The organism is Pseudomonas sp. FG6 (assembly GCF_057809015.1).
The window spans coordinates 1-26985 of the sequence record NZ_JBMDJD010000036.1 but is presented as its reverse complement, the minus strand read 5'-3'; the positions used below and the strand labels follow the sequence as shown (position 1 = coordinate 26985).

The 26985-nt window shown below is 61.9% G+C and carries 21 protein-coding genes and 1 riboswitch; of the genes, 18 read left to right on the top strand and 3 right to left on the bottom strand.

The genetic code is table 11. The features are described from left to right. Positions 1 to 258 precede the first annotated feature (258 nt). The 5 genes from ACODSJ_RS20495 to ACODSJ_RS20475 all read left to right on the top strand — a co-directional run bounded on the left by ACODSJ_RS20495 (position 259) and on the right by ACODSJ_RS20475 (position 4893). Entirely contained in the window at positions 259 to 1311 is a 1053-nt protein-coding gene (locus ACODSJ_RS20495; RefSeq protein WP_489103467.1) for a DUF2066 domain-containing protein, read from the top strand. Between the two features lie 31 nt (positions 1312 to 1342). After that, complete coding sequence (locus ACODSJ_RS20490; RefSeq protein ID WP_489103466.1) at positions 1343 to 2416, top strand: AI-2E family transporter; 1074 nt, start codon at positions 1343 to 1345, stop codon at positions 2414 to 2416. A gap of 169 nt (positions 2417 to 2585) precedes the next feature. Beyond that, on the top strand, positions 2586 to 3290 hold the full coding sequence (gene hda / locus ACODSJ_RS20485) for a DnaA regulatory inactivator Hda (protein WP_489103465.1): 705 nt from the start codon (positions 2586 to 2588) through the stop codon (positions 3288 to 3290). 277 nt (positions 3291 to 3567) lie between these two features. Next, complete coding sequence (locus ACODSJ_RS20480) at positions 3568 to 4194, top strand: C40 family peptidase (protein WP_489103464.1); 627 nt, start codon at positions 3568 to 3570, stop codon at positions 4192 to 4194. Between the two features lie 165 nt (positions 4195 to 4359). After that, positions 4360 to 4893, top strand: coding sequence for a C40 family peptidase (locus tag ACODSJ_RS20475; protein WP_489103463.1), 534 nt, complete (start codon positions 4360 to 4362; stop codon positions 4891 to 4893). 115 nt (positions 4894 to 5008) lie between these two features. On the opposite strand, the gene ACODSJ_RS20470 is transcribed toward ACODSJ_RS20475, so the two are convergent. Continuing rightward, positions 5009 to 6319, bottom strand: coding sequence for a PQQ-dependent sugar dehydrogenase (locus ACODSJ_RS20470; RefSeq protein WP_489103462.1), 1311 nt, complete (start codon positions 6317 to 6319; stop codon positions 5009 to 5011). A 220-nt stretch (positions 6320 to 6539) separates the two neighbouring features. Continuing rightward, complete coding sequence (locus ACODSJ_RS20465) at positions 6540 to 7124, bottom strand: hypothetical protein (protein ID WP_489103461.1); 585 nt, start codon at positions 7122 to 7124, stop codon at positions 6540 to 6542. 159 nt (positions 7125 to 7283) lie between these two features. After that, positions 7284 to 7493, top strand: a riboswitch (cobalamin riboswitch). 82 nt (positions 7494 to 7575) lie between these two features. Between ACODSJ_RS20465 and cobO the strand changes: the two genes are divergently transcribed. The 13 genes from cobO (at position 7576) to ACODSJ_RS20400 (ending at position 22890) form a co-directional block, all read left to right on the top strand. Beyond that, positions 7576 to 8202: a cob(I)yrinic acid a,c-diamide adenosyltransferase gene (cobO, locus tag ACODSJ_RS20460; RefSeq protein WP_489103460.1), complete on the top strand. Its 627-nt coding sequence runs from the start codon at positions 7576 to 7578 to the stop codon at positions 8200 to 8202. Next, a complete protein-coding gene (locus ACODSJ_RS20455) occupies positions 8199 to 9545 on the top strand; it encodes a cobyrinic acid a,c-diamide synthase CobB (protein ID WP_489103459.1) in 1347 nt (448 codons plus the stop codon). The genes cobO and ACODSJ_RS20455 overlap by 4 nt, the downstream gene beginning before the upstream one ends. After that, positions 9542 to 10192, top strand: coding sequence for a 5,6-dimethylbenzimidazole synthase (bluB, locus tag ACODSJ_RS20450; RefSeq protein ID WP_489103458.1), 651 nt, complete (start codon positions 9542 to 9544; stop codon positions 10190 to 10192). Before ACODSJ_RS20455 ends, bluB begins: the two co-directional genes overlap by 4 nt. After that, positions 10189 to 11097 carry an adenosylcobinamide-phosphate synthase CbiB gene (gene cbiB, locus ACODSJ_RS20445; protein WP_489103457.1) on the top strand — a complete coding sequence of 303 codons (909 nt, stop codon included), beginning with the start codon at positions 10189 to 10191 and terminating at the stop codon, positions 11095 to 11097. Before bluB ends, cbiB begins: the two co-directional genes overlap by 4 nt. Beyond that, positions 11090 to 12082 carry a threonine-phosphate decarboxylase CobD gene (gene cobD / locus ACODSJ_RS20440; RefSeq protein WP_489103456.1) on the top strand — a complete coding sequence of 331 codons (993 nt, stop codon included), beginning with the start codon at positions 11090 to 11092 and terminating at the stop codon, positions 12080 to 12082. The genes cbiB and cobD overlap by 8 nt, the downstream gene beginning before the upstream one ends. Continuing rightward, positions 12079 to 13530: a cobyric acid synthase gene (locus ACODSJ_RS20435; RefSeq protein WP_489103455.1), complete on the top strand. Its 1452-nt coding sequence runs from the start codon at positions 12079 to 12081 to the stop codon at positions 13528 to 13530. The genes cobD and ACODSJ_RS20435 overlap by 4 nt, the downstream gene beginning before the upstream one ends. 313 nt (positions 13531 to 13843) lie before the next feature. Next, the gene (gene cobU, locus ACODSJ_RS20430) at positions 13844 to 14365 is read left to right on the top strand and encodes a bifunctional adenosylcobinamide kinase/adenosylcobinamide-phosphate guanylyltransferase (protein WP_489103454.1); all 522 of its coding nucleotides are present in this window, start codon (positions 13844 to 13846) and stop codon (positions 14363 to 14365) included. Further along, a complete protein-coding gene (gene cobT / locus ACODSJ_RS20425) occupies positions 14362 to 15417 on the top strand; it encodes a nicotinate-nucleotide--dimethylbenzimidazole phosphoribosyltransferase (protein ID WP_489103453.1) in 1056 nt (351 codons plus the stop codon). Before cobU ends, cobT begins: the two co-directional genes overlap by 4 nt. Further along, a complete protein-coding gene (gene cobC / locus ACODSJ_RS20420; RefSeq protein WP_489103452.1) occupies positions 15414 to 15989 on the top strand; it encodes an alpha-ribazole phosphatase family protein in 576 nt (191 codons plus the stop codon). Before cobT ends, cobC begins: the two co-directional genes overlap by 4 nt. Positions 15990 to 15991: 2 nt before the next feature. Next, the gene (locus ACODSJ_RS20415) at positions 15992 to 16723 is read left to right on the top strand and encodes an adenosylcobinamide-GDP ribazoletransferase (protein ID WP_489103451.1); all 732 of its coding nucleotides are present in this window, start codon (positions 15992 to 15994) and stop codon (positions 16721 to 16723) included. A gap of 196 nt (positions 16724 to 16919) precedes the next feature. Then, the gene (locus ACODSJ_RS20410; protein WP_489103450.1) at positions 16920 to 18884 is read left to right on the top strand and encodes a hypothetical protein; all 1965 of its coding nucleotides are present in this window, start codon (positions 16920 to 16922) and stop codon (positions 18882 to 18884) included. Positions 18885 to 19055: 171 nt separating this feature from the next. Then, positions 19056 to 21257: an autotransporter outer membrane beta-barrel domain-containing protein gene (locus ACODSJ_RS20405; protein WP_489103449.1), complete on the top strand. Its 2202-nt coding sequence runs from the start codon at positions 19056 to 19058 to the stop codon at positions 21255 to 21257. Between the two features lie 130 nt (positions 21258 to 21387). After that, positions 21388 to 22890, top strand: coding sequence for a hypothetical protein (locus tag ACODSJ_RS20400; RefSeq protein ID WP_489103448.1), 1503 nt, complete (start codon positions 21388 to 21390; stop codon positions 22888 to 22890). Between the two features lie 181 nt (positions 22891 to 23071). Here ACODSJ_RS20400 and ACODSJ_RS20395 read toward each other — a convergent pair. Beyond that, a partial coding sequence (locus ACODSJ_RS20395) for an RHS repeat-associated core domain-containing protein (protein WP_489103447.1) occupies positions 23072 to 26985 on the bottom strand: 3914 nt, incomplete at its 5' end.

Genomic DNA, 26985 nt, shown 5'->3' with positions numbered 1-26985 from the left:
CGCGCGATTTTATCAGGCTTGTGGGGCAGCGGCCATCCTCGTGCCGACGGGCAGGGACATATCCGTCGAAAAAAACCGATATTTCTTGTATTGGTACTGGGGGGCGCGTCTGTATAAGGTGTAGCCGTAACCGGCTATGGTGATGACCGTTGCGAAACTTCCACCGGGCGTGTGAATGTTTTGCCGGGTGCCGTGGTCTCAGCCATGTTCAATTTTCTTCATTCGGCCTGTTCCAGCCGCTATGTCCGGGAATCTTCCATGCGTTTGTACAAAATCTTGTCCGTGGGCTGCTTGTCGCTGATCAGTCTGGCGAGCCATGCCGAAGCCCTCAATGGCCTCTATCAAGTGCTTGAACCGGTTGCCAGCCAGGCGCCGCAAGAGCGTGACCAGGCGACGCTGCGCGCCTTGGACACGCTGGTGCTGCGTCTGACCGGTGACGCGAAAGCCGCCCAGGGCCCCGGCCTGGCGGCGATTCGCCAGGACCCGCAGCAGATCATTCTTCAATACGGTTATGACGCCGGGCCTCCCGAGAGCCTGAAGGTGGACTTCGACCCGGTGAGCACCGACCGGGCATTGCGCTCGGCCGGGCTGTCGCTGTGGGGCGCGAACCGGCCTTCGATCCTGGGCTGGTGGCTCAGTGACTCGGCCGAAGGCTCCAGCCTCGTGGGCGATGGTCAGGCCAGCGCTACACCGTTGCGTCGCGCCGCCCAGCACCGCGGCCTGCCCCTGCACCTGCCGCTGGCGGACCTGAGCGAGCAGATCGTCGCCACGGCGCCGAACCTGGAGGGCAGTGACCCGGCCCCCCTGCGCGAGGCCTCGGAGCGTTATGGTGCCGATGCCCTGCTGGCGGTGCATACCAAGGAAGAGGGCGGCAAATGGCGGGGCACCTGGCGTCTGTGGTTGGGAGATCAGCGCGAACAAGGCAACGCCGAAGGTGCCGACCCTGCTGCCCTGGCCGATGCGGTCATGTTGGCGGTGAGCCAGCGCCTGGCGCCACGTTTCGTCGCCAAGCCGGGCGTGGCCACCGAGCAAGTGCTGGAAGTGCAGGGCATGAGCCTGGAACGTTACGCGGCGCTTGGGCGTTTGCTTGAACCGTTCGGTGGGCAGTTGCAACAGGTCGAGGGCGACCGGGTGGTCTATCGGGTCAACGGCAGTACCGAGCAACTGAAAGCGCAGCTGGCCCTGGCGAAATTGCAGGAAATTCCTGCTGGCGAGGTGGTCGCCCCCGCAGCTCAACCCGCAGTCGATGGCTCGGCGCCCGTGGCGGCCCCCGCGCCAGCACCTGTGCCCAGTCTGCGGTTTCGCTGGTAGGTTTCTTTCTTTATATAGCTAGGAGTGGTTCATGGGCGATACGCGGCGTTGGTTCTGGTTGGGCGGGGTGGCCCTGCTGTGCGCGTTTATCTATCTGCTGCACCCGATCCTCACGCCGTTCCTGGTTGCCTTGTTGCTGGCGTATCTCTTCGACCCGGTGGTGGATCGCCTGGAGAAGATCGGCCTGTCGCGCACCTGGGGCGTGGTGGCGGTGTTTGCACTGTTCACGTTGATAGTGAGCGCCCTGCTGCTGGTGCTGATACCCATGCTCGCCAAGCAGCTCGTGCGCCTGTACGAGTTGGCGCCGCAGATGCTCGACTGGTTGCAGCACTCCGCCGTGCCGTGGGTGCAGTCGAAGCTGGGGTTGGCGGACGGCTTCTGGAAGTTCGACAAGGTCAAGGCGGCCATCAGTGAACACATGGGCCAGACCACCGACATCGTCGGCGTGGTCCTGAGCCAGGCCACGGCTTCGAGCCTGGCGTTGATCGGCTGGCTGGCGAACCTGGTGCTGATTCCGGTGGTGAGCTTCTACCTGCTGCGGGACTGGGACTTGATGATGGCCAAGATCCGCAGCCTGCTGCCGCGTCACCGGGAGGAGCGGATCATGACCCTCGCCGGTGAATGCCATGAAGTGCTGGGCGCGTTCGTGCGTGGGCAGTTGCTGGTGATGGTCGCGCTGGGCTTTATTTATGCCGCCGGTTTGATGCTGGTCGGGCTGGAGCTGGGACTGTTGATCGGCATGATCGCCGGACTGGCCGCCATCGTGCCGTACATGGGGTTTGTCATTGGCATTGGTGCGGCGTTGATTGCCGGGTTGTTCCAGTTTGGCGGCGACCTGTACCCGATGGTGGGCATCGTGGCGGTGTTCATGGTCGGCCAGGCCTTGGAAGGGATGGTGCTCACGCCGCTGCTGGTGGGCGATCGCATTGGCTTGCACCCGGTGGCGGTGATCTTCGCGATCCTGGCGGGCGGTGAGTTGTTCGGCTTCACCGGGATCCTGCTGGCGTTGCCGGTGGCGGCGGTGATCATGGTGTTGCTGCGCCATGTACACGAGGTGTACAAGGAATCGGACATCTACAGCGGCGTCGAAGACCCTGATTTGTAGGGCCAGAGGCCAAGGCGGCGTCAGGGAAACCGACGCCGCACGCTCTTGCGCTTGCAAACCTTTGATTTTGCTCGTGGTCCGGCGCATTGTGCGGTCCGCCTCACGGGTATAGACTTTGCACACCTTACACAGAGGCCACTAGCGGTTCCTTGGGAACTGTTCAGTCCGCATGAAACCGATTCAACTGCCCCTAGGTGTGCGTCTGCGTGATGACGCCACCTTTATCAATTACTACCCAGGCGCCAATGCCGCTGCACTCGGCTATGTCGAGCGGCTTTGCGAAGCCGACGCCGGCTGGACCGAGAGCCTGATCTACCTGTGGGGCAAGGATGGGGTAGGGCGCACGCACCTGTTGCAGGCCGCTTGCCTGCGCTTCGAACAGATGGGGGAGCCGGCTGTGTACCTGCCGTTGGCCGAGCTGATGGACCGCGGCGTTGAAATCCTCGACCACCTTGAACAGTATGAGCTGGTGTGCCTGGATGACCTTCAGGCAGTGGCTGGCAAGGCCGATTGGGAAGAGGCGTTGTTTCATCTGTTCAATCGGTTGCGTGACAGCGGTCGGCGGCTGTTGATTGCCGCTTCCACATCACCACGGGAGCTGCCGGTAAAGCTGGCGGACCTCAAGTCCCGTCTCACCCTGGCGCTGATTTTCCAGATGCGCCCACTCTCCGATGAAGACAAGCTGCGCGCTTTGCAATTGCGTGCCTCGCGGCGCGGCCTGCACCTGACCGATGAAGTCGGGCATTTCATCCTCACTCGTGGCACCCGCAGCATGAGCGCCCTGTTCGAGTTGCTCGAACGCCTCGACCAGGCCTCGCTCCAGGCTCAGCGCAAGCTGACCATTCCTTTTTTGAAAGAAACTTTAGGCTGGTAAAGATTTTTTGGGCGAGATTTTTGTGGCGAGGGAGCTTGCTCCCGCTTGAGTGCGAAGCGCTCAAAAATGCTCAAAAAAGGGGGCTGCTGCGCGGCCCAGCGGGAGCAAGCTCCCTCGCCACAACTGGGTTGCAGGCTGTGTGACGTTTACGACGGGCTTAAGCGCTTAGATGTAAACGCAAAAACGGAAAGTCACATTTTTATCGATTGAATTTGCAAATGAGGTTGATAGAAGGCATAGTCTCGCCATCTTTACTACTTCAGCCACGGTCGTGCCCATGCTAAAGCGCTTCGCACCCCTCGTGCCTCTCGCACTCGTTACCCTGCTGTTCGGTTGCGCTGCTCACTCTCCAGTGTCCCAGCAAGCGCCACAAGCACAGCTCAAGAATTCCGTTACCGCCCAGTCTTCCTCGGTTTCGTTCCAGGAAGAAATGGCCAACGACAAAGAGCTGGCAGCCTTCGCCGGCAGCAAGCCTTATCAGCTCCCTGTGCTGGCTGACAGCATCCTGGAGCGTGGCATGTCGTTGATCGGTACCCGCTACCGTTTTGGCGGTACCTCTGAAGCCGGCTTCGATTGCAGCGGTTTCATCGGCTATCTGTTCCGCGAAGAAGCCGGCATGAACCTGCCGCGCTCCACCCGCGAAATGATCAACGTGAACGCCCCCTTGGTCGCTCGCAACCAGTTGGAACCCGGTGACCTGCTGTTCTTCAGCACCAATGGTCGTCGCGGTCGCGTCAGTCACGCCGGTATCTACCTGGGTGACAACCAGTTCATCCATTCCAGCAGCCGCCGCAGCGGTGGTGTGCGAATCGACAGCCTGGGCGACACATACTGGAACAAGACCTTCATCGAAGCCAAGCGCGCCCTCGCCATGGCCCCGACTGTGATGACTGCTCGCAAGTAATCTCACAGTTTGTAGGGCAAACTTAAAGTCTTACTTGAAGTTTGCCCCGTAGCCGCTAGAATCCTTGATCATTGATTGATGGCAATCCGCCTGCTTTTACGCAGGCGGATTTGTTTTCATGTCCACGGCAGAAAAAGCCGCATCCCGATCAGGATTGTTCTGCATATGTCGACGTCGGCCCGCCTCGCTCTCCTATTGCTTGCTGCGCTGCTCAGCGGCTGCGCCAGCCGTACGCCACCGCCCGCACCTGTGCGCGCTCCGGTGGTCTTCGCCCCGTCGCAACCCGCTTCCCCGGCCGCCGAAGACGTGCTCTTCCGGGCACTGGGATTGGTGGGCACACCCTATCGCTGGGGCGGCAACACCCCCGATTCCGGTTTCGATTGCAGTGGCCTGATCGGCTACGTCTACCGCGACGCCGCTGGCATCTCCCTGCCGCGCTCCACGCGCGAGATGATCGGCATGCGCGCCCCGGATGTCGACAAGGAGGCATTGCAGACCGGCGATTTGATTTTCTTTGCGACCAATGGCGGCTCTCAGGTGAGCCATGCCGCGATCTATGTCGGCGAAGGGCGCTTCGTCCACGCGCCGGCTACGGGCGGTACAGTCAAGCTCGACAGCCTGTCCAAGGCCTACTGGCAGAAAGCCTATCTGAGCGCCAAGCGGGTGTTGCAGCCGGAGAGCCTGGCGCGTATTCCCTGAGTGGTAGCTCTCATCTGTGGGAGCAAAGCTTGCTCGCGAAACAGGCGACTCGATCTCTGAAAGACCGCGTCGTGCCCATCGCGGGCAAGCCTTGCTCCCACACATTCCCTTCGCATTATTTGCCTGAAACCCGCCAGATCTTGTTCCCCACATCATCGGCCACCAACAACCCGCCCTGTTTATCGATCACCACGCCCACCGGCCGGCCCTGGGCTTTTTCATCGGCGTTCAGGAAACCGGTCAGCACGTCCAGCGGTTGTCCTTGCGGTTTGCCATCCTTGAACGGTACGAAAATCACTTTATAGCCACTGTGGGGCTTACGGTTCCAGGAGCCGTGCTGTCCGATGAACGCCCCTTCGGTAAAGGGGGCGGGCAGGGCGCTGCCTTCGGCGAAGCTCAGGCCCAGTGAGGCGGTGTGGGGGCCGACCGCGTAGTCGGGGGCGATGGCTTTGGCCACCAGGGCCGGATTCTGCGGTTCGACCCGGACATCGATGTGCTGCCCATAGTAGCTGTAGGGCCAGCCATAGAAGGCGCCATCCTTGACCGAGGTGATGTAGTCCGGGACCAGGTCGCTGCCGATTTCGTCGCGTTCGTTCACCGCGGTCCACAATGCTCCGCTGCGCGGTTCCCAGGCCAGGCCGTTGGGGTTGCGCAAGCCTGAAGCGAAGATGCGGTGAGTGCCGCTGGCGCGGTCCACTTCCCAGATCGCCGCGCGACCTTCCTCAGCCTCCATGCCGTTCTCCGCCACGTTGCTGTTGGAGCCGGTGGTGACATACAGCTTGCTGCCGTCACGGCTGGCAATCACGTTCTTGGTCCAGTGGTGGTTGATCGAGCCACCGGGCAGGTCGACGACCTTGGTCGGCTGCGCCTTGATCTGGGTGTCGCCTTCTTTATAAGGGAAGCGAATCAGCCGGTCGGTGTCGGCCACGTACAGGTCATTGCCCACCAGGGTCATGCCGAACGGCGAGTTGAGGTTTTCCAGGAACACCGAGCGGGTTTCGGCGATGCCGTCGTGATTGGCGTCGCGTAGCAGCGTGATGCGATTGGGGCTGGGCACTCCGGCGCCGGCGCGGCCCATGACTTTTTTCATCACCCAGCCACGGATGCCCTTGGTATCGTCCGGCTTGGGCGGGGCGTTGGTTTCGGCCACCAGCACGTCGCCATTGGGCAGCACGTAGAGCCAGCGCGGGTGGTCGAGGTGGTCGGCGAACGCGCCCACTTGCAGGCCCGCGGCCGCAGTGGGCTTGGCACCGTCCGGCCAGCCGACCGCTTCGGCGATGTTGACGGTCGGAATGAGGGTCTTGTTCGGCTCGGGCAGTTTCGGCGAGGGGCCGCTGCCATCGGACACCTGCAGCGTGGACGATTCGCCACAAGCGACAAGCCCGGCGGCCAGGGCGACGATCAAAAGATGAGGTGGCTTGAGCATGCTGGCTTCCCTATGAATGCATGTGCTTATTCATAGAGAAGCGTAGACGTGTGATGGTTCAACCGTGGATCGGCCTGTCAGCCAGGCAACCAAAATCCCTGTGGAACCGGGTCCTGTGGGAGCCAAGCTTGCTCGCGATGGAGGCGACACGGTTCAACTGCCAGAGCCGCGTCATCGTTCATCGCGAGCAAGCTTAGCTCCCACAGTTTCTTGCACGGGATCAACCATGAGCCTGCTTGAACAACACCGCGATGCCCGGATGATAGTGGCCGGCCTCGTTGTGCAACTTGCGGTAGGCGTAAGGGAAGTACCAGGCCACGGCGCAGGTGGTTTCCTTTTGCAGTTCGTCGACCATGTCCTGCAACTCTTCGGGGGTGGTGCTTTGCTGGGCTTTTTGCGGGGCGACGAACAGGCAGCCCAGCCTCAAGTCGCTGGCATAGCTGATGCGCTTGGCATCGCAGGTGGCTTCGAGCAGCGGCTGGGTCAAGTTGAGGCTCTTGACCCTTGGCCAGCGCTGGGTGGCCTGGATGAAGGCGCGTTCCTCGGTACTGGCGATGAACAGGTCGGCGCGGGCGTTGCGTTCGCCTTCTTCATTCTGCTTGCGGGTCGGGGCGTCCTGCAGCGTGACCATCTCGGCCATCCAGGCCGCCGCCGACAGCAACCCCAGATTGGCCTTTTCATCGAACCAGTAGGGGGTGTCGTTATCGCCGCGCACGGCGTTGTAGCGGTCGATGCAATCGAACCAGTGCTCCAGCAGCGGGCGCAGGAATTCCAACTTCGGATTGCTGATGATCATGCCTTGCATGTGATTGCCCTCTTGTTATTGTGATATCGGGGTGTGATGCCTATTTGATATCACCTGCCGTAGCGTGGCACAAGATTGGCGGCACTTTATTGATCCGTGCCAATGTCCGACCGGTTGCCGCAGGCGGCTTTAATTGACGCTCCACCCCCAACCCTCTAACCTTCGCGGCTTGTTTCAGGTGCTTTGTGGCGATGGCCGACAAAGTGAAACAGGGAAGCCGGTGAGCCCATGCAAACCCGGCGCTGCCCCCGCAACGGTAAATGAGTCAAGGCTGCCACAAGCCACTGTGTCCATCGGACATGGGAAGGCGCGCAGCCCGGCCGCAAGCCGCTCATGAGCCCGGAGACCGGCCTGATTCATCCAACGGCATCACGGTGGGCGATGCCAGGCTCGTTGCCATTCTTTTTTGTGCCCCGCCGGCCGTTATCCAGTCCCAAACGGAGGCTTCCCCATGACCGACTCCCCCACCCTCGATGCATCCGATCGCGACGAACGTCACCTGGCGCGCATGCTGCGCAAGAAGGCCGTGATCGACGAGCGCATCGCCAACTCGCCGAATGAATGTGGCCTGCTGCTGGTGCTGACCGGCAACGGCAAGGGCAAGAGCAGTTCGGCCTTTGGCATGCTCGCACGAGCCATGGGGCACGGCATGCAATGCGGCGTGGTGCAGTTCATCAAGGGGCGCAACAGCACCGGTGAGGAGCTGTTTTTCCGCCGCTTCCCCGAGCAGGTGCGCTTTCATGTCATGGGTGAAGGCTTCACCTGGGAAACCCAGGATCGCCAGCGCGACATCGCCGCCGCCGAAGCCGCCTGGGCAGTGTCGCGCCAGTTGCTCAGCGACCCGGCCATCGGCCTGGTGGTGCTCGATGAGCTGAACATCGCCCTCAAGCACGGCTACCTCGACCTCGATCAGGTGTTGAGTGATTTGCAGGCCCGTCCGCCGATGCAGCATGTGGTGGTGACCGGGCGTGCCGCCAAGCCCGAGATGATCGAGCTGGCCGACACCGTGACGGAAATGGGCATGATCAAACACGCCTTCCAGGCCGGCATCAAGGCGCAGAAAGGCGTGGAACTGTGAGCAATAGCCGTCACTGTCCGGCGGTGTTGATCGCCGCCCCGGCCTCGGGCCAGGGCAAGACCACCGTCACCGCCGCCCTGGCGCGGTTGCATCGCAATCAGGGCCGCAAGGTGCGCGTCTTCAAATGCGGCCCGGACTTCCTTGACCCGATGATCCTGGAGCGAGCCAGCGGCGCGCCGGTCTATCAATTGGACATGTGGATGGTCGGCGAGCAGGAAAGTCGCCGGTTATTGTGGGAAGCCGCCGCCGACGCGGACCTGATCCTGATCGAAGGGGTGATGGGCCTGTTCGACGGCACGCCTTCGAGCGCCGACCTGGCGCGGCATTTCGGCGTGCCGGTGCTGGCGGTGATCGACGGCACGGCCATGGCCCAGACGTTCGGCGCCCTGGCCTTGGGGCTGGCGCGTTATCAACCCGACCTGCCGTTCGCCGGGGTGTTGGCCAACCGGGTCGGTACCCTGCGCCACGCGCAATTGCTTGAAGGCAGCCTGACCGAAGGTCTGCGCTGGTACGGTGCGTTGTCCCGGGAAACCGGCATCGAATTGCCCAGCCGCCACCTCGGCCTGGTCCAGGCCAGTGAGTTGAACGATTTGGACCTGCGCCTCGATGTCGCCGCCGAAGCCCTGGCCGGCAGTTGCGAGGTGACCTTGCCGCCGGCGGTAGAATTCGCCGCCCCCGAGGTGATCGCCGTGCAGCCCTGGCTCGACGGGGTGCGCATCGCCGTGGCTCGGGACGAAGCGTTTGCCTTCACCTACGGCGCAAGCCTCGACCTGCTGCGGGCTATGGGCGCGCAACTGAGCTTCTTTTCTCCGATCCACGACACCGAACTGCCCGAGGCGGACAGCCTGTACCTGCCCGGGGGTTATCCGGAACTGCACCATGTCGCCTTGGCCCGGAACACGCCGATGCTCACGGCGATCCGCGCTCACCATGCTGCCGGCAAACCGTTGCTGGCCGAGTGCGGCGGCATGTTGTACCTGCTCGATTCATTGACCGACGTCGAGGGCACCCGCGCCGAACTGTTGGGGTTGCTCACCGGTGAGGCGCAGATGCAAAAGCGCCTGGCTGCCCTGGCGCTGCAAGCGGTGGATCTGCCGGAAGGCACCCTGCGTGGACACACCTACCATCATTCCCTGACCAGCACCGAGCTTGAACCGATTGCCCGTGGGCATAGCCCCAACGGCGGGCGCGGGGCGGAGGCGGTCTTTCGGCTGGGGCGGATGACGGCTTCCTATGTGCACTTCTATTTCCCGTCGAATCCGCGGGCGATTGCAGCGTTGTTTGCGCCTGGTCCTGAGACCGCTATCAGTGTGGGAGCGGGCTTGCTCGCGAAACGGCCATGACCGACAACGCCTTCCCCCAAGCCGAACGCGAAGCGATCTACCGCGCCATCGCCGAACGCCGCGACATGCGCCACTTCATTGGCGGTACCGTCGAGCCGGCCTTGTTGCGGCGCCTGCTGGAAGCCGCGCACCAGGCCCCCAGCGTCGGCCTGATGCAGCCGTGGCGGTTCATTCGCATCAGCGACCGCGCCTTGCGCGGGCAGATCCGCGAACTGGTGGAGCAGGAACGCATCCGCACCGCCGAGGCCCTGGGCGAGCGCAGCGATGAGTTCATGCAACTCAAGGTCGAAGGCATCAACGATTGTGCCGAGGTGCTGGTGGCGGCGTTGATGGACGACCGCGAGCGACACATCTTCGGTCGCCGGACCTTGCCGGAAATGGACCTCGCCTCGCTGTCCTGCGCCATCCAGAACCTGTGGCTGGCCTCCCGCGCCGAAGGGCTGGGGATGGGCTGGGTGTCGCTGTTCGAACCTCTGGCCCTGGCCGACTTGCTGGGCCTGCCCGCAGGCGCCAAGCCGCTGGCGATTCTCTGCCTGGGGCCGGTCGAGGGTTTTTACCCGGCGCCGATGCTGGCCCTGGAAGGCTGGGCACAACCGCGTCCGTTGAATGAACTGCTGTATGAAAACCATTGGGGAGTGAGCCCATGAGTGTCGCGTTGCTCAGTGCCGCCGCCGTGGCGTTGGATGCGCTGCTGGGCGAGCCCCGGCGTGGGCATCCGTTGGTGGCGTTCGGTGGTTTTGCCGATCGTATCGAACAACGTTTCAATGCCGGCGGGCGTGGCTGGCGCAGCCACGGGGTGACGGCGTGGGTCATCGCCGTGGTGCCATTGACGCTGCTGGCAACGGCCCTGTCGTGGGCGCCGATGATTGGCTGGCTGGTGGAGATCCTCGCGTTGTATTGCGCCCTCGGCCTGCGCAGCCTTGGCGAGCATGTCGAACCGGTGGCGCGGGCGTTGCGCAGCGGTGATCTGGAAACCGCGCGCCAGCGTGTCGGCTACCTGGTCAGCCGCGAAACCCGTGAATTGGATGAGACCGCCGTGGCCCGCGCCGCCACCGAATCGGTGCTGGAAAACGGCAGCGACGCGGTGTTCGCCGCGTTGTTCTGGTTTGCCGTGGCGGGCGCCCCCGGGGTGGTGTTGTACCGCTTGAGCAACACCCTCGACGCCATGTGGGGTTATCGCAACGAACGCTTCGAGCGCTTCGGCTGGGCGGCGGCGAAAATCGACGACGTGCTCAACTACATTCCGGCGCGCCTGGTGGCGTTGACCTATGCGCTGCTCGGCAAAACCCGCCTGGCGCTCAAGTGCTGGCGCAGCCAGGGGCCGACCTGGGACAGTCCCAACGCCGGTCCCGTCATGGCCGCCGGAGCCGGTGCGCTGGGCGTCGAGCTGGGTGGGGCGGCGGTTTATCATGGTGAATTGCATCAGCGTCCGCCACTGGGTGAGGGCGTGCCGGCGAGTGCCGACTCCATCGATCGCGGCTGGCAATTGGTCCAGCGCGGGGTATGGTTGTGGTTGCTGATTCTCTGCCTGGGAGCTGAGTTCTATGCTTGAGCACGGTGGGCGCCTGCGCCAGGCGGCCCGGCAATATGGCATTGCCGAAGCCGATTGGCTGGACCTTTCCAGCGGACTGGCACCCTGGCCGTTCGACGTCCCGGTGATTCCCCTGCGCGCCTGGGCGCGCTTGCCGGAAACCGATGACGGCCTGGAGCAGGCCGCCTGTGAGTACTACGACGCGCCCCATGTGTTGCCGGTGGCCGGTTCGCAGATGGCCATCCAACTGCTGCCGCGCCTGCGTCGGGCCGGCAAGGTCGGTGTGCTGTCGCCGTGTTACGCCGAGCACGCCGAAGCCTGGCGGCGCGGCGACTATATCGTGCGCGAGGTGCTGGAGTCGGAAGTGGACTTCTTCCTCGACAGCCTCGACGTGCTGGTGGTGGTCAATCCGAACAACCCGACGGGCCTGAGCCTGACCCCCGAGCGCCTGCTGGAGTGGCACGCCCGACTGGCCCAGCGCGGTGGCTGGCTGGTGGTGGACGAAGCGTTCATGGACATCACGCCACAGCTGAGCCTGGCGGCGCGCACCCATCTGGTCGGGCTGATCGTGCTGCGCTCGTTCGGCAAGTTCTTTGGCCTGGCCGGGGTGCGCCTGGGGTTTGTCCTGGCCGAGCGGCGCTTGCTCAAGCTGCTCGCCGAGCAAGTCGGGCCGTGGGCTGTCAGCGGGCCGACCCGGGTGCTGGGTCAGGCCTGTCTGCTGGACACGGCCGCTCATGCCCGCCAACGTCTGCGCTGCGAGGAGGCCAGCCAGCGCCTGGCGTCGATGCTGACGCGCCACGGCTTCAAGCCCCAGGGTGGCTGCGCTTTGTTCCAGTGGCTGATCACCGAACAGGCCCAGGCCCTTCATGACTTCATGGCCCAGCGCGGCGTCCTCCTGCGGCTGTTCACCCACAACAGCAGCCTGCGCTTCGGGCTTCCGGCCGATGACAGCGAATTCCTGCGTCTGGAACAGGCTTTCGAGGCCTACACCAAGGACCTTCAATGACCACTGTGATGGTGCAGGGCACCACCTCCGATGCGGGCAAAAGTACCCTGGTCACGGCGCTCTGTCGTTGGCTCCGCCGCCAGGGCGTTGGCGTGGTGCCGTTCAAGCCGCAGAACATGGCGCTCAACAGCGCGGTAACCGCCGACGGCGGCGAAATCGGCCGCGCCCAGGCGGTGCAGGCTCAGGCCGCCGGGCTCGAACCGCACACCGACATGAACCCGGTGTTGCTCAAGCCCAACAGCGACACCGGCGCCCAGGTGATCATCCATGGCCGTGCCGTCACCACCATGAACGCCGTGGCCTATCACGATTACAAAGCCATCGCCATGCAAGCGGTGCTGGCCTCCCACGCCCGCCTGAGTGCCGAATATCCGGTGGTGATGGTGGAGGGCGCCGGCTCGCCGGCCGAGATCAACCTGCGCGCCGGTGACATCGCCAACATGGGCTTTGCCGAAGCGGTGGACTGCCCGGTGCTGCTGATTGCCGACATCAACCGTGGCGGGGTGTTCGCCCATCTGGTCGGCACCCTGGAATTGCTCTCGCCCAGCGAGCAGGCGCGGGTCAAGGGCTTCATCATCAACCGTTTTCGCGGTGACATCGCCTTGCTGCAACCGGGCCTGGACTGGCTTGAGGCGCGCACCGGCAAACCGGTGGTCGGCGTGTTGCCCTACGTGATGGACCTGCACCTGGAAGCCGAGGACGGCCTCGACCAGCGCCAGGCCGACAAGGCCGCGCAAGTGCTCAAGGTGGTGGTGCCGGTATTGCCGCGCATCAGCAACCACACCGATTTCGACCCGCTGCGCCTGCACCCGCAGGTCGATCTGCAATTCATCGGCCCCGGCCAGGCGATCCCGCCGGCCGACCTGATCATCCTGCCCGGTTCGAAAAGCGTGCGCAGTGACCTGGCCTACCTGCGGGCCAACGGCTGGGAAACGGCGATCAATCGTCACCTGCGCTACGGTGGCAAGCTACTGGGTATCTGCGGCGGTTTGCAGATGCTCGGCCAGCAGGTCCACGACCCGCTGGGGCTGGAAGGCGCGGCGGGTTCCAGTGCGGGGCTGGGCTTGTTGGATTTCGAAACGACCTTGGAACAAGAGAAGCAACTGCGCAATGTTCGCGGGCGTTTGACCCTGGAAGACGCCGAGGTCAGTGGGTATGAGATTCATGCCGGCGTGAGCGCAGGCCCGGCGTTGGAAAACCCGGCGGTGCGGTTGGAAGACGGCCGTTGTGACGGCGCCCAGAGCCCCGATGGGCAGATCCTCGGCACCTACTTGCACGGTCTGTTCGAATCGCCGACGGCCAGCAGCGCGTTGCTGCGTTGGGCCGGGTTGGAGAATGTGCAGGCGGTGGATTACCACGGCTTGCGCGAGCGGGACATCGAGCGGTTGGCGGATCTGGTGGAGCGGCATCTGGACACTGGGTTGTTGCGTGAACTCTGTGGGATTTGAGGTGGCTGTACCGGCCTCTTCGTCGGATCGCCGCCCGGAGCAAGCCCGCTCCCACACTGGATCTCTGATGACCATTAAATTATGTACATCACAAGACCCCTGTGGGAGCAAAGCTTGCTCGCGATCAGGGCGGACCAGCTGCCTCTTTGTTGACTGACCCACCGCCATCGCGAGCAAGCTTTGCTCCCACAGGTAGCCAGGGTGGGCAGCAGATATGTGAACACCAGAAAAACTGTGTGGGAGCGGGCTTGCTCCGGGCGGCGATCCGACGAAGAGGCCAGTCGCTACACCGCCAAATAAAAGGTAAAGCACCATGCTTCAACTGATCCTCGGCGGCGCCCGCTCCGGCAAGAGTCGTCTGGCGGAAAAACTCGCCACAGACACCCGCTTGCCCGTGACCTACATCGCCACCAGCCAACCCCTGGACGGCGAGATGAACGCCCGGGTCGCCCAACACCGCGCCCGCCGCCCGGCCGAATGGGCGCTGGTGGAAGAGCCCGTGGCCCTGGCCCGCGTACTGCGGGAAAACGCCGCCCCCGGGCACTGCCTGTTGGTCGATTGCCTGACCCTGTGGCTGACCAACCTGCTGATGCTCGACGATCCCGAACACCTGGACCGCGAACGCGAAGCGCTGCTGGACGGCCTCGCTGCGCTGCCCGGGGAGATCATTTTTGTCAGCAACGAGACCGGAATGGGTGTCGTGCCGCTGGGCGAATTGACTCGCCGTTACGTCGATGAAGCCGGTTGGCTGCATCAAGCCTTGGCCGAACGTTGCCAGCGCGTCGTGCTGACCGTTGCCGGCCTGCCCCTGACTCTCAAAGGTACTGCGTTATGAATCACTGCTGGTGGCTGGACCCGTGCAAGCCCCTCGATACCCAGGCCCTGGAGCAGGCCACGGCCCGTCAGCAACAACTGACCAAACCGGCCGGTTCCCTTGGCCAGCTGGAAAAAGTGGCGGTGCAACTGGCAGGCCTGCAAGGGCAGCTCAAGCCGAGCCTGGATAAGCTATGGATCGCGATTTTCGCCGGTGACCACGGCGTGGTGGCCGAGGGTGTTTCGGCCTATCCCCAGGAAGTGACCGGGCAGATGCTGCTCAATTTCGTCAGCGGCGGCGCGGCCATCAGCGTCCTGGCGCGGCAACTGGGCGCGTCGCTGGAAGTGGTCGACCTCGGCACCGTGACGCCGTCGCTGGACCTGCCCGGCGTGCGGCACCTGAACCTCGGGCCGGGTACCGCGAACTTTACCCAGGGCCCGGCGATGTCCCAGGCCCAGGGCGAGCAAGCCTTGCAGGCCGGGCGCGACAGCGTGGCGCGTGCCCTGGCGAGCGGTGCGCAATTGTTCATCGGCGGCGAGATGGGCATCGGCAACACCACCGCCGCCAGCGCCCTGGCCTGTGCCTTGCTCGATTGTCCGGTGGCGCACCTGGTCGGGCCGGGCACCGGCTTGGACGCGGCGGGCGTCAACCGCAAGGCCCAAGTGATCGAACGTGCGTTGGCGCTGCACGGCGCCCAGGGCAGCGACCCGTTGCAGACCCTGTTCAACCTCGGCGGTTTCGAGATCGCCGCGTTGGTCGGCGCCTACCTGGCCTGTGCCCAGCAGGGCGTCGCGGTGCTGGTGGACGGCTTTATTTGCAGCGTCGCGGCCCTGGTGGCGGTGCGCCTCAATCCGGCGTGCCGGCCGTGGTTGCTGTTCGGCCATCGCGGCGCCGAGCCGGGCCATCGCCACGTGTTGGAAACCCTCGGCGCCGAACCGTTGCTCGACCTCGGCCTGCGCCTGGGCGAGGGCAGTGGCGCGGCGTTGGCGGTGCCGTTGTTGCGCCTGGCCTGCGATCTGCACGGGCAGATGGCGACGTTCGCCGAAGCGGCCGTGGCGGATCGCCCGGCATGACCCTGCGCCTGGACCTGCTGCGCCACGGCGAGACCGAACTGGGCGGCGGCTTGCGCGGCAGCCTCGACGACGCCTTGACCGCCAGGGGCTGGGAGCAGATGCACGCGGCGGTCGTGGCCGGCGGGCCTTGGGATTGCCTGGTGAGTTCGCCGTTACAGCGTTGCGCCCGTTTCGCCGAGCAACTCGGTGACAGGCTCAACGTGCCGGTGCATTTGGACAAGGATCTGCAAGAACTGCATTTCGGCGCCTGGGAAGGCCGCAGCGCGGCGGCGCTGATGGACACCGACGCCGAAGCCTTGGGCCGCTTCTGGGCCGATCCCTACAGCTTCACGCCACCCGACGGCGAGCCGGTGCTGGCGTTCTCCAACCGCGTGCTGGCAGCGATCGAACGCCTGCATGCGGCCTATGCCGGCCAACGCGTCTTGTTGGTCAGCCACGGCGGCGTGATGCGCCTGCTGCTGGCCCAGGCCCGGGGTTTGCCCCGTGAACAATTGCTCAATGTCAAAGTCGGCCATGGCGCGCTGTTTTCCCTGCGCGTGTCCTCCGGCCCCGTGCTGAAAGAGGCGCAGTGAACATGTTGCCGTTCTGGATCGCCCTGCAATTTCTCAGCAGCCTGCCGGTGCGCCTGCCCGGCATGCCCGAGCCGGAACAACTGGGCCGTTCGCTGCTGTTCTATCCGGCGGTGGGGCTGTTGTTCGGCGTCTTGCTGTGGCTGCTCAATGCCTTGCTTCAAAGCACCCCAGCGTTGCTCCACGCCGCACTGCTGCTGAGCGCCTGGGTGCTGCTCAGCGGCGGCCTGCACCTTGACGGCCTGGCCGACAGCGCCGACGCCTGGCTGGGCGGTTTTGGCGACCGCGAGCGCACACTGCTGATCATGAAGGATCCGCGCAGTGGGCCCATCGCCGTCATCACCCTGGTCCTGGTGCTGCTGCTCAAGTTCACCGCGCTGCTGGCGTTGATCGAGCAGGGGCAGGGCTTGATGTTGCTTCTCGTGCCGGTGCTGGGGCGTGCCGCGTTGCTCGGTCTGTTCCTGACCACGCCTTACGTGCGGGCCGGCGGGTTGGGCCAGGCACTGGCCGACCATCTGCCCCAGCGTGCCGGTTGGCAGGTGTTGCTGGTGTGTGCGCTGGGTGGCGTGCTGCTGACGGGCTGGACTGGCCTTTTTGCGCTGCTGGTTGCCGCGGCGGTGTTCGTGGGCTTGCGCCAGGTGATGTTGCGCAGGCTGGGCGGCTGCACGGGGGATACCGCTGGGGCGTTGCTGGAGTTGCTGGAAATGGCGGTGCTGGTGGGGGTGGTGTTGGTCTGATCAGGGCCACGAACACTGTGCAAATCATCACCTGTCAACTCTGACAGTTTCGTCGAATTTGAAATAAGCGCTTACTTCGCTCACGTGCAGAACGACGGGAGACGTCTGGCAGTGCCCGGTAGAAATCGGTCTGCTTTTCGAACTGAAGCGTCATGGGGACCCATGGCAGCAAGGTGTGAATACGGAGAGCGAAAACATGGCTGGTTCAGATAAGAAAGCGCAGCGTGTGTCCGATGAAAGCGTATCCGGCGGGCCAGCGCCGTTTGTGGTTCAGGACCCGGTGGTGGAGCCTCCTGCAATGCAAGGAACGCCGGTAGGGCTTATTAAAAGGTCGGACCTTGATAACGGTTTGAAAACGACTATCACGACCTGGGGCAACACAATACCGCCCAACCGGACGGAATACTTCCGGTTGCAATATGCGCGGGCCGACAGCAACGAATGGACAACGTTCCAAGAGCACGCTGTCGTGGGTGGCTCTGCCTGGGTGCCGCTGGTATTCAATATTCCCAGCACGTTCTTGCTGGACCCTGAGAACGAAGGCCCTTTTGACCTTCGCTATGAGCATGAGAACTTCCTGGGGGTCTTCGACCGCTCCGGGCGCGTTCTCATCCACATCGACAAGGTCCCGCCCAATGGTGCGATTGCCCCGGAGGCAATGATCTTCGCCATTACGCCGCCGATCACCGATGCAACGTTTGGCTCGAACGATTACCTGGAAGCGACCATTCCCCCTTGGACCGGCGACCAAAGGGATGTGACGATCGGGTTCGGCTGGATAAAGGGAGAGCTACCCACCGACCCCTCGGACATTGACTTGATCTGGCAACCCATACCTTCTGGCGGTGGTACGGTCAGGATTCCCAAACAAAAATTTATCGACGCCGGCGATGGCAAATGTTCCGGTGGCTACGTGCTGCTGGACAAGGCCGGCAACGACAACCTGTCTCAGTACGAACTCATGTCGGTTGCGCTTGGTCCCTTGCCCATTCCGCCGCTCGACGCACCTACTGCCGCGGATGCTACGGGCGGGGAGCTTATTCGCTCGGACCTGGTCGACGGCAACGTGCTCGTCAATGTCCCCCATGTCGCCAGGGGCAAGTCGACCGATACGGTGGTCGTCAAATGGGGCACCAGAGAAATTACACCGGGCACTCCGTTGGGTAGCAACCCAGCGGGTGGGATCAACATTCCCGTCCCTTGGGCCACGCTTTGGGCAGAATACGGCAGTACGACGACGGGGGTGGTGGCCACACCGCTGTCCTATACCGTACTGCGTGGTGTAGAGCCTTTTGGCTCGGAGGTAGCGACCGTCCAATGCAATTTCTCCGGCCCGGGGCCGATTAACCCCGATCCAGAGCCCGGTAACGACCTGCTGGAAGTGATCACGGTCGTAGGGGAGTCGGATGTCGACAACGAACTGGTCGCCAGTGACGAAGACCAGCCGATCCTGGGCAAGATCAAACTGGTTGCCCCCCTGGTTGACGGTGACACTTATCAAGTCATGTGGAACGGTACCCCTATTGGGGCCCCCTACGTCATTGATACCTCCAACGATACTGCGGGGAAAATCATCGAAATACCGCTCGATTGGGACGTCATCCGCGACGAGGGCCCGGACTCGGCGATGCCGGTGTGGTACGTGTTGACCAGCGCGACCCACGTAAACCCCCAGGAGCCGAAAATCCGTACGCCGGTCAAGATCGACTTCCTGGTTCGCTACCTGCCAGAGGCCATTGCCCTGAACACCAATCCTGCCGGCATCGTGACTTGTAATTCCTTGCGTTGGAATGCAGGGATGACGACCTTTGGCATCGAGTACTTGATCCCGCCGAGTCCGTACCTGCAGGCAGGCGACGATGTCGAAGTGGAGTGGAAGGCCTACACGAACCATGATGCCCCGGTGTTGGTGCCCTCTGCGGGTAAAACACACACGTTCACCAACATCACCCAGGCGCAGGCCGATAACGGGATCGTCTGGCTCATCGAGCCCTATGCCACTCATGTCCTGCCTACCTGGCTGAGTTCTTCCCAGATAGGCAAAGGTGAAGTGAGCTACAAGATCACGGGAAAACCTTTCCTGGAAACGCCGACCAACACGCAAGTGTCGATGTCGCAAGGTGAGGGCTCCTGTGACGTACCACCGCCACCGAACCCTTGAGCGCGTACTCATCCGAGCCATACCGCCCCGGAAAAGGGAGGGAAAACCTCTTTGTTCCTGCGGTTGGCTTGGTCGGTTATGCAGGTGAATTCAGAAAAGTCCTACATACCGCACTGACAGCGCTCTGTAGCCTGCGCGACCTTCTGTATCTCATCGTCACAGGGTGGCTGTATGTCTTCGGTTAAATCTTTCACGCTGCATCCGTTATTCCGAGCTTTGAAGCTGCTGTCCATCCCGCCTTTGTTGCTGATTGCCGAGGTGGGGTATGCGAGGGTCCTGGTCCCCGGTGAGATCGTGTCCATCGACAGCACCACTGCCTCCGATAATTACGTGTTGAACGGTGAGTCGACATTGAACGCCGACGGCGCCACCACCCGTGACATCATCGTCAATAATTCCACCTTGAACCTCAACGACACCCAGGTGCAGGCAACGGGCGCCAACGGCGTCCATTTGAATGCTGGTCGGGCGGATATCGCTGGCAACAGCCTCATTGTCAGCGACCGGGTGGGCCTGGTGGTCAGCCGCGATGCAGCGGCGACGACAGGTTCCAGCGCGACGGTGAGCGATAGCACCATCATGGGTGGAACGACCGGTGTTTCGGTCAACGGCTTGAGCGAACTGACATTGCTGCGCTCGACTGTCGTGGGCACCGGCGCCAACGCGGCGGGCATGCGACTGTTCGGGGGCACTGTGACGGCCGTCGACAGCCAGATCATCGGCAACGGGAACGGGCTGGAAATAGGCGGTGATACCGTGGGTGGCCCCGCCACGCTGACCTTGGACGGTACCCACGTCGAGGGCCTCAACGGCTCGGCGATCGTGGTCGATACACTGGGCTTGGGGCCGACTACCGCCAACATTTCGGTGGTCAACGGCTCCACGTTGTCGGCCAGCAACGGCATCCTGATGGACATTCGCGGTGGTGCCGAAGGCAATCTGCAGGTCAGTGGCAGCCACCTGGTCGGCGATATCGTCGCGGACGGCACCAGCACCGCCAATGTGCTTCTGGAAAACGCCGCCACCCTGACAGGGCGCCTGGAGAATGTCCGGGACCTGGGTGTCAACAGCAACGCGCGCTGGGTCATGGTCGGTGACGGCGAGGTCGAGAACCTGACCATGAATGGCGGCGCCATCCAATTCGGCAACCCAGGCGAATTCTTCAAATTGAACGTCGGCACGTTGTCCGGTACTGGCGGCACGTTCTACATGCACACCGACTTCAAGACTGGCCAGGTCGACACCCTGACCGTAACCGGCACAGCCACCGGCAATCACACCATCGCCATGGACGCCAGTGGTTCAGAGCCCGTGGGGGCGGGGGCCATTCCGGTGGTCCATATCGGCAGCGGCGACGCGACCTTCACCCTGGCCGGTGGCGAAGTGGACCTGGGGGCGTATTCGTATGACCTGATCAAACAGGGCAGCAACGACTGGTACCTCAATACCGCCACGCGCACCGTCAGCCCCGGCACGCGCTCGGTCATAGCACTGTTCAATGCCGCGCCGACGGTCTGGCTGGGTGAACTCAGCACCCTGCGCAGTCGCATGGGTGAAGTGCGCATGGACCCCGGCAAGGCCGGCGGCTGGATTCGCGCCTACGGTAACAAATTCAATGTCAGTGCCAGCTCCGGCGTCGATTACAAGCAGGTCCAGCAAGGCCTGTCGTTCGGTGCGGATGCGCCGCTGCCAACGGGCGATGGCCAGTGGTTGGTGGGCGTGCTGGGTGGCTACAGCAAATCCGACCTGGACATGAGCCGGGGCACCAGCGCGACGATCGACAGCTACTACCTGGGCGCCTACACCACTTGGCTGGATGAGCAGAGCGGCTATTACTTCGACGGCGTGCTCAAGTTCAACCGCTTCCAGAACGAGTCCGACGTGCAACTGAGCGACGGTCGCAAAACCAAGGGTAACTACGACAGCCATGGTATCGGTACGTCCCTGGAGTTCGGTCGCCATATCAAGCTGGCGGACGATTACTTCGTCGAGCCGTTCACCCAGTTGTCCGGGGTGATTATCCAGGGCAAGGACTACGACCTGGACAACGGCCTCTCCGCCGAAGGCAGCCGCACGCACTCGCTGCTGGCCAAGGCGGGGGCGACTGCCGGGCGCAATTTCAACTGGGACGACAAGGTGGTGCAGCCCTACATTCGTGCCGCCTACGTGCATGAGTTTGCCAACAACAACGAAGTGCAGGTCAACGACAATCGGTTCAACAACGACCTGTCGGGCTCGCGCGCCGAGTTGGGGGCCGGTGTGGCCATGAGCGTGAGCGACAAGGTCTCGATCCACGCCGATTTTGACTACAGCAATGGCAACAAGATCGAACAACCGTGGGGTGCCAACGTGGGCCTGCGCTACCTCTGGTAGGGCCGGCTGGGCGGGCAGGCATGCCGGATTCGATTCCGGCATGTGCCCTTTGCGGCATTCGAGTGTTCATCAGGATTTTGCCCAGCGGCCATGGCCGAGGGTTGATATTCATCGATGGAGAACATGAACAATGTCATCGACCAAGTCCAATCTGCTCGACCCGACCATGACCGCCCCCTGGACACGGCCCGAACCACTGCCCGATGTTCCCGGCGGCGAGCCCAACCTGCTGCACCGGACGGCCTGGAGCGATCCGGCCAACCCCTTGAGAGTCGAGTTCAAGCCCTGGCATGAAAGCCCGCCGGTGGGGAACTGGACCGAACGGGTCGATGTGTTCCTGGATGATGACGAGCGTGATGTCATCGGGTTCCGCGAGTGGCCCTTGCCCATGGACCCGGACGATTACTTTATCGAGATCAGCGCCGACAAGTTGCCCTCTGGCGAGCATACGCTGAGCTTCATCATGACCAACTTTGTGGGCGTAGCGGCGCGGTCATTTCCGTTCACCGTCACCGTCGATAAAACCGCTCCCGTACTCGCCACCGACAGTTCGTTGGGGCTCCCTGCCGAAGTCCTCCCGCCCAATAAACTCACTGCCCGCTACCTTGAGCTGAACAGCGATGAGCTCAGGGCTGCACTCCCGGCCTACGTGGCCCCCCGACCTTGGGACCGCATCACCTGGTACTGGGGCGCCACGCCCGGCACCCAGGACCAGGGAGGTGTGATCGAACTGGATGACCGCAACTATGCCGATCCGGTGGTCGTCACGATTCCGGGTGATTTGATCCGCAGCAGGGGCGATGGCTGGCGGTATGTGTGGTATCAGGCGCAGGACCGTGCGGGTAATCAGAGTTTGCGGTCTGAACCGGTTGAGTTGAATGTCGATGCGACGCCGATCCCGCGTGATTTGCCGTGGCCCTCCGTGGAGGGCGCGCTCGGGACCGGAGAGCAACAGACGTTGGATCCGTTGACGCCCATTAATGGCGTTGTTTTTGTCCAAGTGCCGGAAACCGCCGTTATCTACCCGGATGAAAAGGTATGGGTGCAATGGGGGGAACCTGGCACCTTGGGCGCTACGCGGATCGAGCAGCCGGTCAGTTCTGGTTCGCGTCGTTATCAGGTGGAGATGAGGTACCTGGCGGCTCACATTGGCCGGGTATTGCCGGTATCTTATGGGGTGATTGACGCCAAGGGGCAGGAACATCCTTCTGTCCAACGCAGGCTGCAGGTGCAAACCCTTCCGAGCCAGCGACTGGAAACCGTCCAATGTGAAGGGCTTTCCGGCGGTAACTTGAGTTACACCGCAGTGCCTGCAGAGGGCGCTCGGCTGACGCTGAATAAATGGCCGCTCATGACGACGGACCATTGGGTCCTGATCACGATGACGGGAGTCAATTCGTCAGGGCAGGATTCGTCATTCGAAGCAGTGAGAAAGCGTGCGGTGACTGAGCAGGAAACCTATGCCGGCATTGGTTTTGGCACCGATGTCAGGGTACTCAAGACGTTTTTGAATACACTGCGACGCAATGCCCCCTTAACGGGCAAAGTCTATGTGAGTTTTGATGGTGGGAACACGTGGCCGCCGTTGGCTGCGCCTAATGTTCCACTGCTGCAATTGACTTTGGTTAACTGAATTTTATCTAGCGAAGGGTCAATCAAGATCGCCTGGCTTTTCCTTTAGTTACTTTTTATGAAAAACAGGGTAGAGGCCGCGGTGCCACGGGAGTGCTGTTATGTTTGTTTACTAACTAAGGGGAAGCAGGTATGCAACCTGAAATTGGATTGCATACCTGATTGTTAAGGTTGAGGTTGTTTTAAACAATCCAGCCTGGTTTTCTATAGAAACCTCCGGTTAAAACTGTGACTCTTCCTAGCTGTTCTTTCTGTCGTGCATTTAGGGTTCCTATCTGTTCATTAGAAAGTTCTTGTGCCGATTTAAATTTGGGCGGCGGTGGAGTATTTGTCCCTGAGCTGGTGGCGGCATAGTTACTCGTAGGGGGAGGATCATCATAGTCAGGGCGTGGAATTCGAACGCTAGTATGATTTGAATGTTCAACCGTGTTCTCGGATTGGGAGAAATAGAGCGCATCATTTGTTCTGCTGCTGTTTTGTTGGGCTGGCAATGGATCTGCTCCCGGAGTGCCAGCAGAACTGTTTCTAGGGCTGACGCTAGGGCGTCTATTTCCGGAACCACCGTTATTGCTCGAAATACTAGACCTTGGTGAGTTGGAGACGGCAGGAGCGCTTTTGCCACCAAATTTTCCACCCAAATAAGCACCACCACTCACGAGTCCCCCCAGGGCGGTTAACACCAAGCCTACGGTAGTAATTGCTTCGTTGCCTGTTTCAGTCCCATATATGGTTAATCCAACACCAATGGTTACTATTGCTAAACCAACCAGTGCTGCCGTCGCCCCTCCAGTCACGACGGCTGAAAAAATAGCGCCAACCAGCGCAATCGCTGCAAAAGCATAAGTCGCTATTTTCCCCCATATAGATTGCTTGGGCTGTTCGATGGGGTCGATATACCCCGGATCCTCCGGACGACCACTATAGACCCCGTAGGCGGGCCGGTGCCCGCTAGGGTCTCGGAATGTAATCGGATTTCCCAGGCAATACGCATAGGGGTTGATCCCGCCCGAGCCGAATGGACTGAACGAGTCCGGACTGTGAAAACGCATCAGGTTGGGGTTATACACACGGTACCCGCGACCCAGCAGATACCAGTTGTCGTCGTTCTCACACACCTCACTGTTGAATGCCAGCAGGCTGTGCAAAACGTCATCGCTGCTGCGAATACCGTAGGCGCTGTATGCGACTGTGTGCACATCCGATTGCACACACTGGCCGATGACATTGGGGCTGGCGTCGGTCAACAGCAGGATGGCTTCGTCATGATCATTGATTTGCTGTTGACCCAATGGCCGCTCGCCATGAAACAGGTACTGGGTGCCGGTTCCATCGTGCAATGTATGGCTGAGGTTGTAACCCTGATAGAACCGCAGGGTTTCATGTTCATCGCCCTGGCGGACCCCAACCAAATGATCATGCCCATCATAGCGATAGCTCACCATGGCTTGCCCCTGCGAATCCTTTACAGCCACCAGGCGACCATGATCGTCGTAGACCAAGCGTCGATTGTGTTCGTCGTTGAGCATGCACCCATTGGCGTCGTACTCGAACTCGAGGAGCTCGGGGTAGCCACCGGCGGTATAGGTATGGGTGATCCGATTCAGTTGGAAAGGATCATCGGGGTCGTAGGTAAATACTGCGATATCGCTAAGACCACCCTCGAATTGGGTCGTCACTCGCAGGATGTTATCCAGCTCATCGAACCTGAATAACTGGCTGACGATGGGGTTGCCATAAGCATCCTTGGGCAGGAGACTGCCCGTGCACGTGTGATGGACGAGTCGGTTGCGTGAGTCGTATATGAACGCTTCATCGAGCAAACAGGTGCCGTCCAGGAGCACTTGGCGGTTCTTGAGTTGATTGTCGCCTTGCCAGGTTTGGGTAATGACCCGTGGGGGCTGATTATTGACAGTCAAAGTCCGCTCGACCTCCCGGCCTTGCAGGTCATGCTTGATATCGGCGGTTAGTGTCGAGGTCGGGTTGTGAGTCGTCGTGCGACACAACTGGCCCAGTGGGTCGTAATCGAAGTCGGCATTTAGCGCGCCCTGAACTACGGTCTCGGCACGCCCGAAATCGTCATAGGTATAAACGGTTTCCAGGCCGTCAGTGTGACTTCGCCGAATCTCCCGCCCCTGGAGGGAGGTCAGGTAAGTGGTCTCCATCCGTGTGCCGTCGATGTCGGTCCAGCTCTCGTACTCCAGCGCGCCGGTATCGGTATAGCGATATTCCCGTTGGCCTTGGTTGTTTTGCGCGCGGGTGATCGCTCCGGTCTTGAGGTCATAGGCATAAGTCGCTGATTCATCCCTGGCACTGGTGACCGCTACAGGTTGCAGGGTCAGTTCGGGTTTGTATTCATACTCGAAGACTTCATTGGCCGGGCTGATTCGTTGGCTGGGCTGCATCTGGCCCCCGGTGTACTTGAATGCCTCGATTCGCGGATTGGCCATCGAACCGACGCACCGCTCGGTCATGCGCTGGAGGCTGTCGAATGTCTGTTGGCCGACAGTGACCAGGGGCTTGGCGCTGGGTTTCACGCTCAAGCGGGTGGTCTGTTCGCCGAAGCTGTGCTCGGCGAACGTCCGGCCAATGACAGTGTGGTCAGGCATGGTGGTGGCTTCCATTCGACCCCACGCATCATAGGTAAAGAGCGTCTTGCGCTCCTGCTCGTCATACAATTCGATTTGTTGTACGCAGTTGCTCTTGCCGTCGTAGGTGTATTCGACCGCGCCTACGATAGGCAGTCCCGTCGTCCCAAGCAGGTGGCGCAAGTGCTCCTCTACCGGGCGTTCGGGCTGTTGGCGGCACAGATCGATCAAGGGCTGCGCGTCCAATCGCTCGAAGCGGTCCAGCTTGCCGAAGTCGTTGTACTGGCTGCTGGTCAGGCCGCTGATGATCGTTGTCGTTTCGGCTTCCGGCGTTTCCAGCCATTGGTACTCAATGGGGCCGCTGAGGCCGAAAGGCGACCACAGGTAGCGACTCACAACGCCATCGGCCTTGGTCACGCGGTGGGCAACACCCCAGGCATCGTATTCGAAGCCCTGGCGCAAAGGCATGGGCTTATCTTCCAGCCAGTCGTAGCGGACCTCTTCGATCAGGTTGTCCAACTTGTCGTAGCTGGCCGCGTAGATCTGGCGCGGCGCTTTCGCATTCTCGATCCGTTCTTGATAAATCGTTCGTCCCAGGCCATCGAAGCGCGTGAGGGTGGTGACGCCGCTGACGTCAGTCATGCTTTGCGACGCTTTTTGGCCGTCGACGCCGGTCAATGTATAGCTGAAGATGCGTTCGGCTTTAACGTCGGGCGAGGATGGCGAGACGGTTTCTTTGATCACCCGACCCAGGGCATCGAACTGGCGAAGCAGTTGCACACCATCGACGTCACTGGATAGCACCGTTTCACCGGTGATCAGCGAATTTTGCTGGGACGTCGTTTTCTCTATGCCGTCAAAACCCGTAAAGAGTTCGCGGGTCTCCAAAACAGTTTCCCCAGCCAGTACGCTCGGCAGCTTGTCGTATTCGTATACGATCCTGCTGGTGGTGCCGTTGAGGGTGGTTTCCTGGCTGGCCAGGCGGCCATGCAAAAACACATTGCCTGGTAATTCGTGGTAGCTGCGCAACGTCTGTTGCAAGGTTGTTTCGTCATTGCCTTCAACCTGCAACAGGGTTTCGCATTCAACCGCCAGCCAGTCGTCTACTTCACTGCCGGTCAGCGGCTTGTGTGCCGTGTAGCGCAGGCGGGTGCGCAGCGTCGGCGCGCCGGGCTCGCCCCCGGGCGAAGGGATCACCGTGGTGTCTTTCAGGTTGCGTTGGAAACGGTCCGGCGGGCAGCCGTCCTCGCCATTCTTGGCGTAGTAGGTGTAGACGGTCTTGATGCCGCTGGGCTCGACCTGTTCGGTCTGGTTGCCATGCTCATCGTAAGCGCTGCGGGCGATTTCGGCGCGGTATTGGGTCGCGTCGTTGTCCAATTCCCAACTGGTGGTGACCTCCTTGGGAAACTGGAACTGCGGGACCTGGCGCTCGAAAGCCACGTCCTCGGCGTAATACTGGGTCTTGACGCGCTTGATGCAGTGTTCCTGTGTGGTTTTTTCTTCCGTCAGCA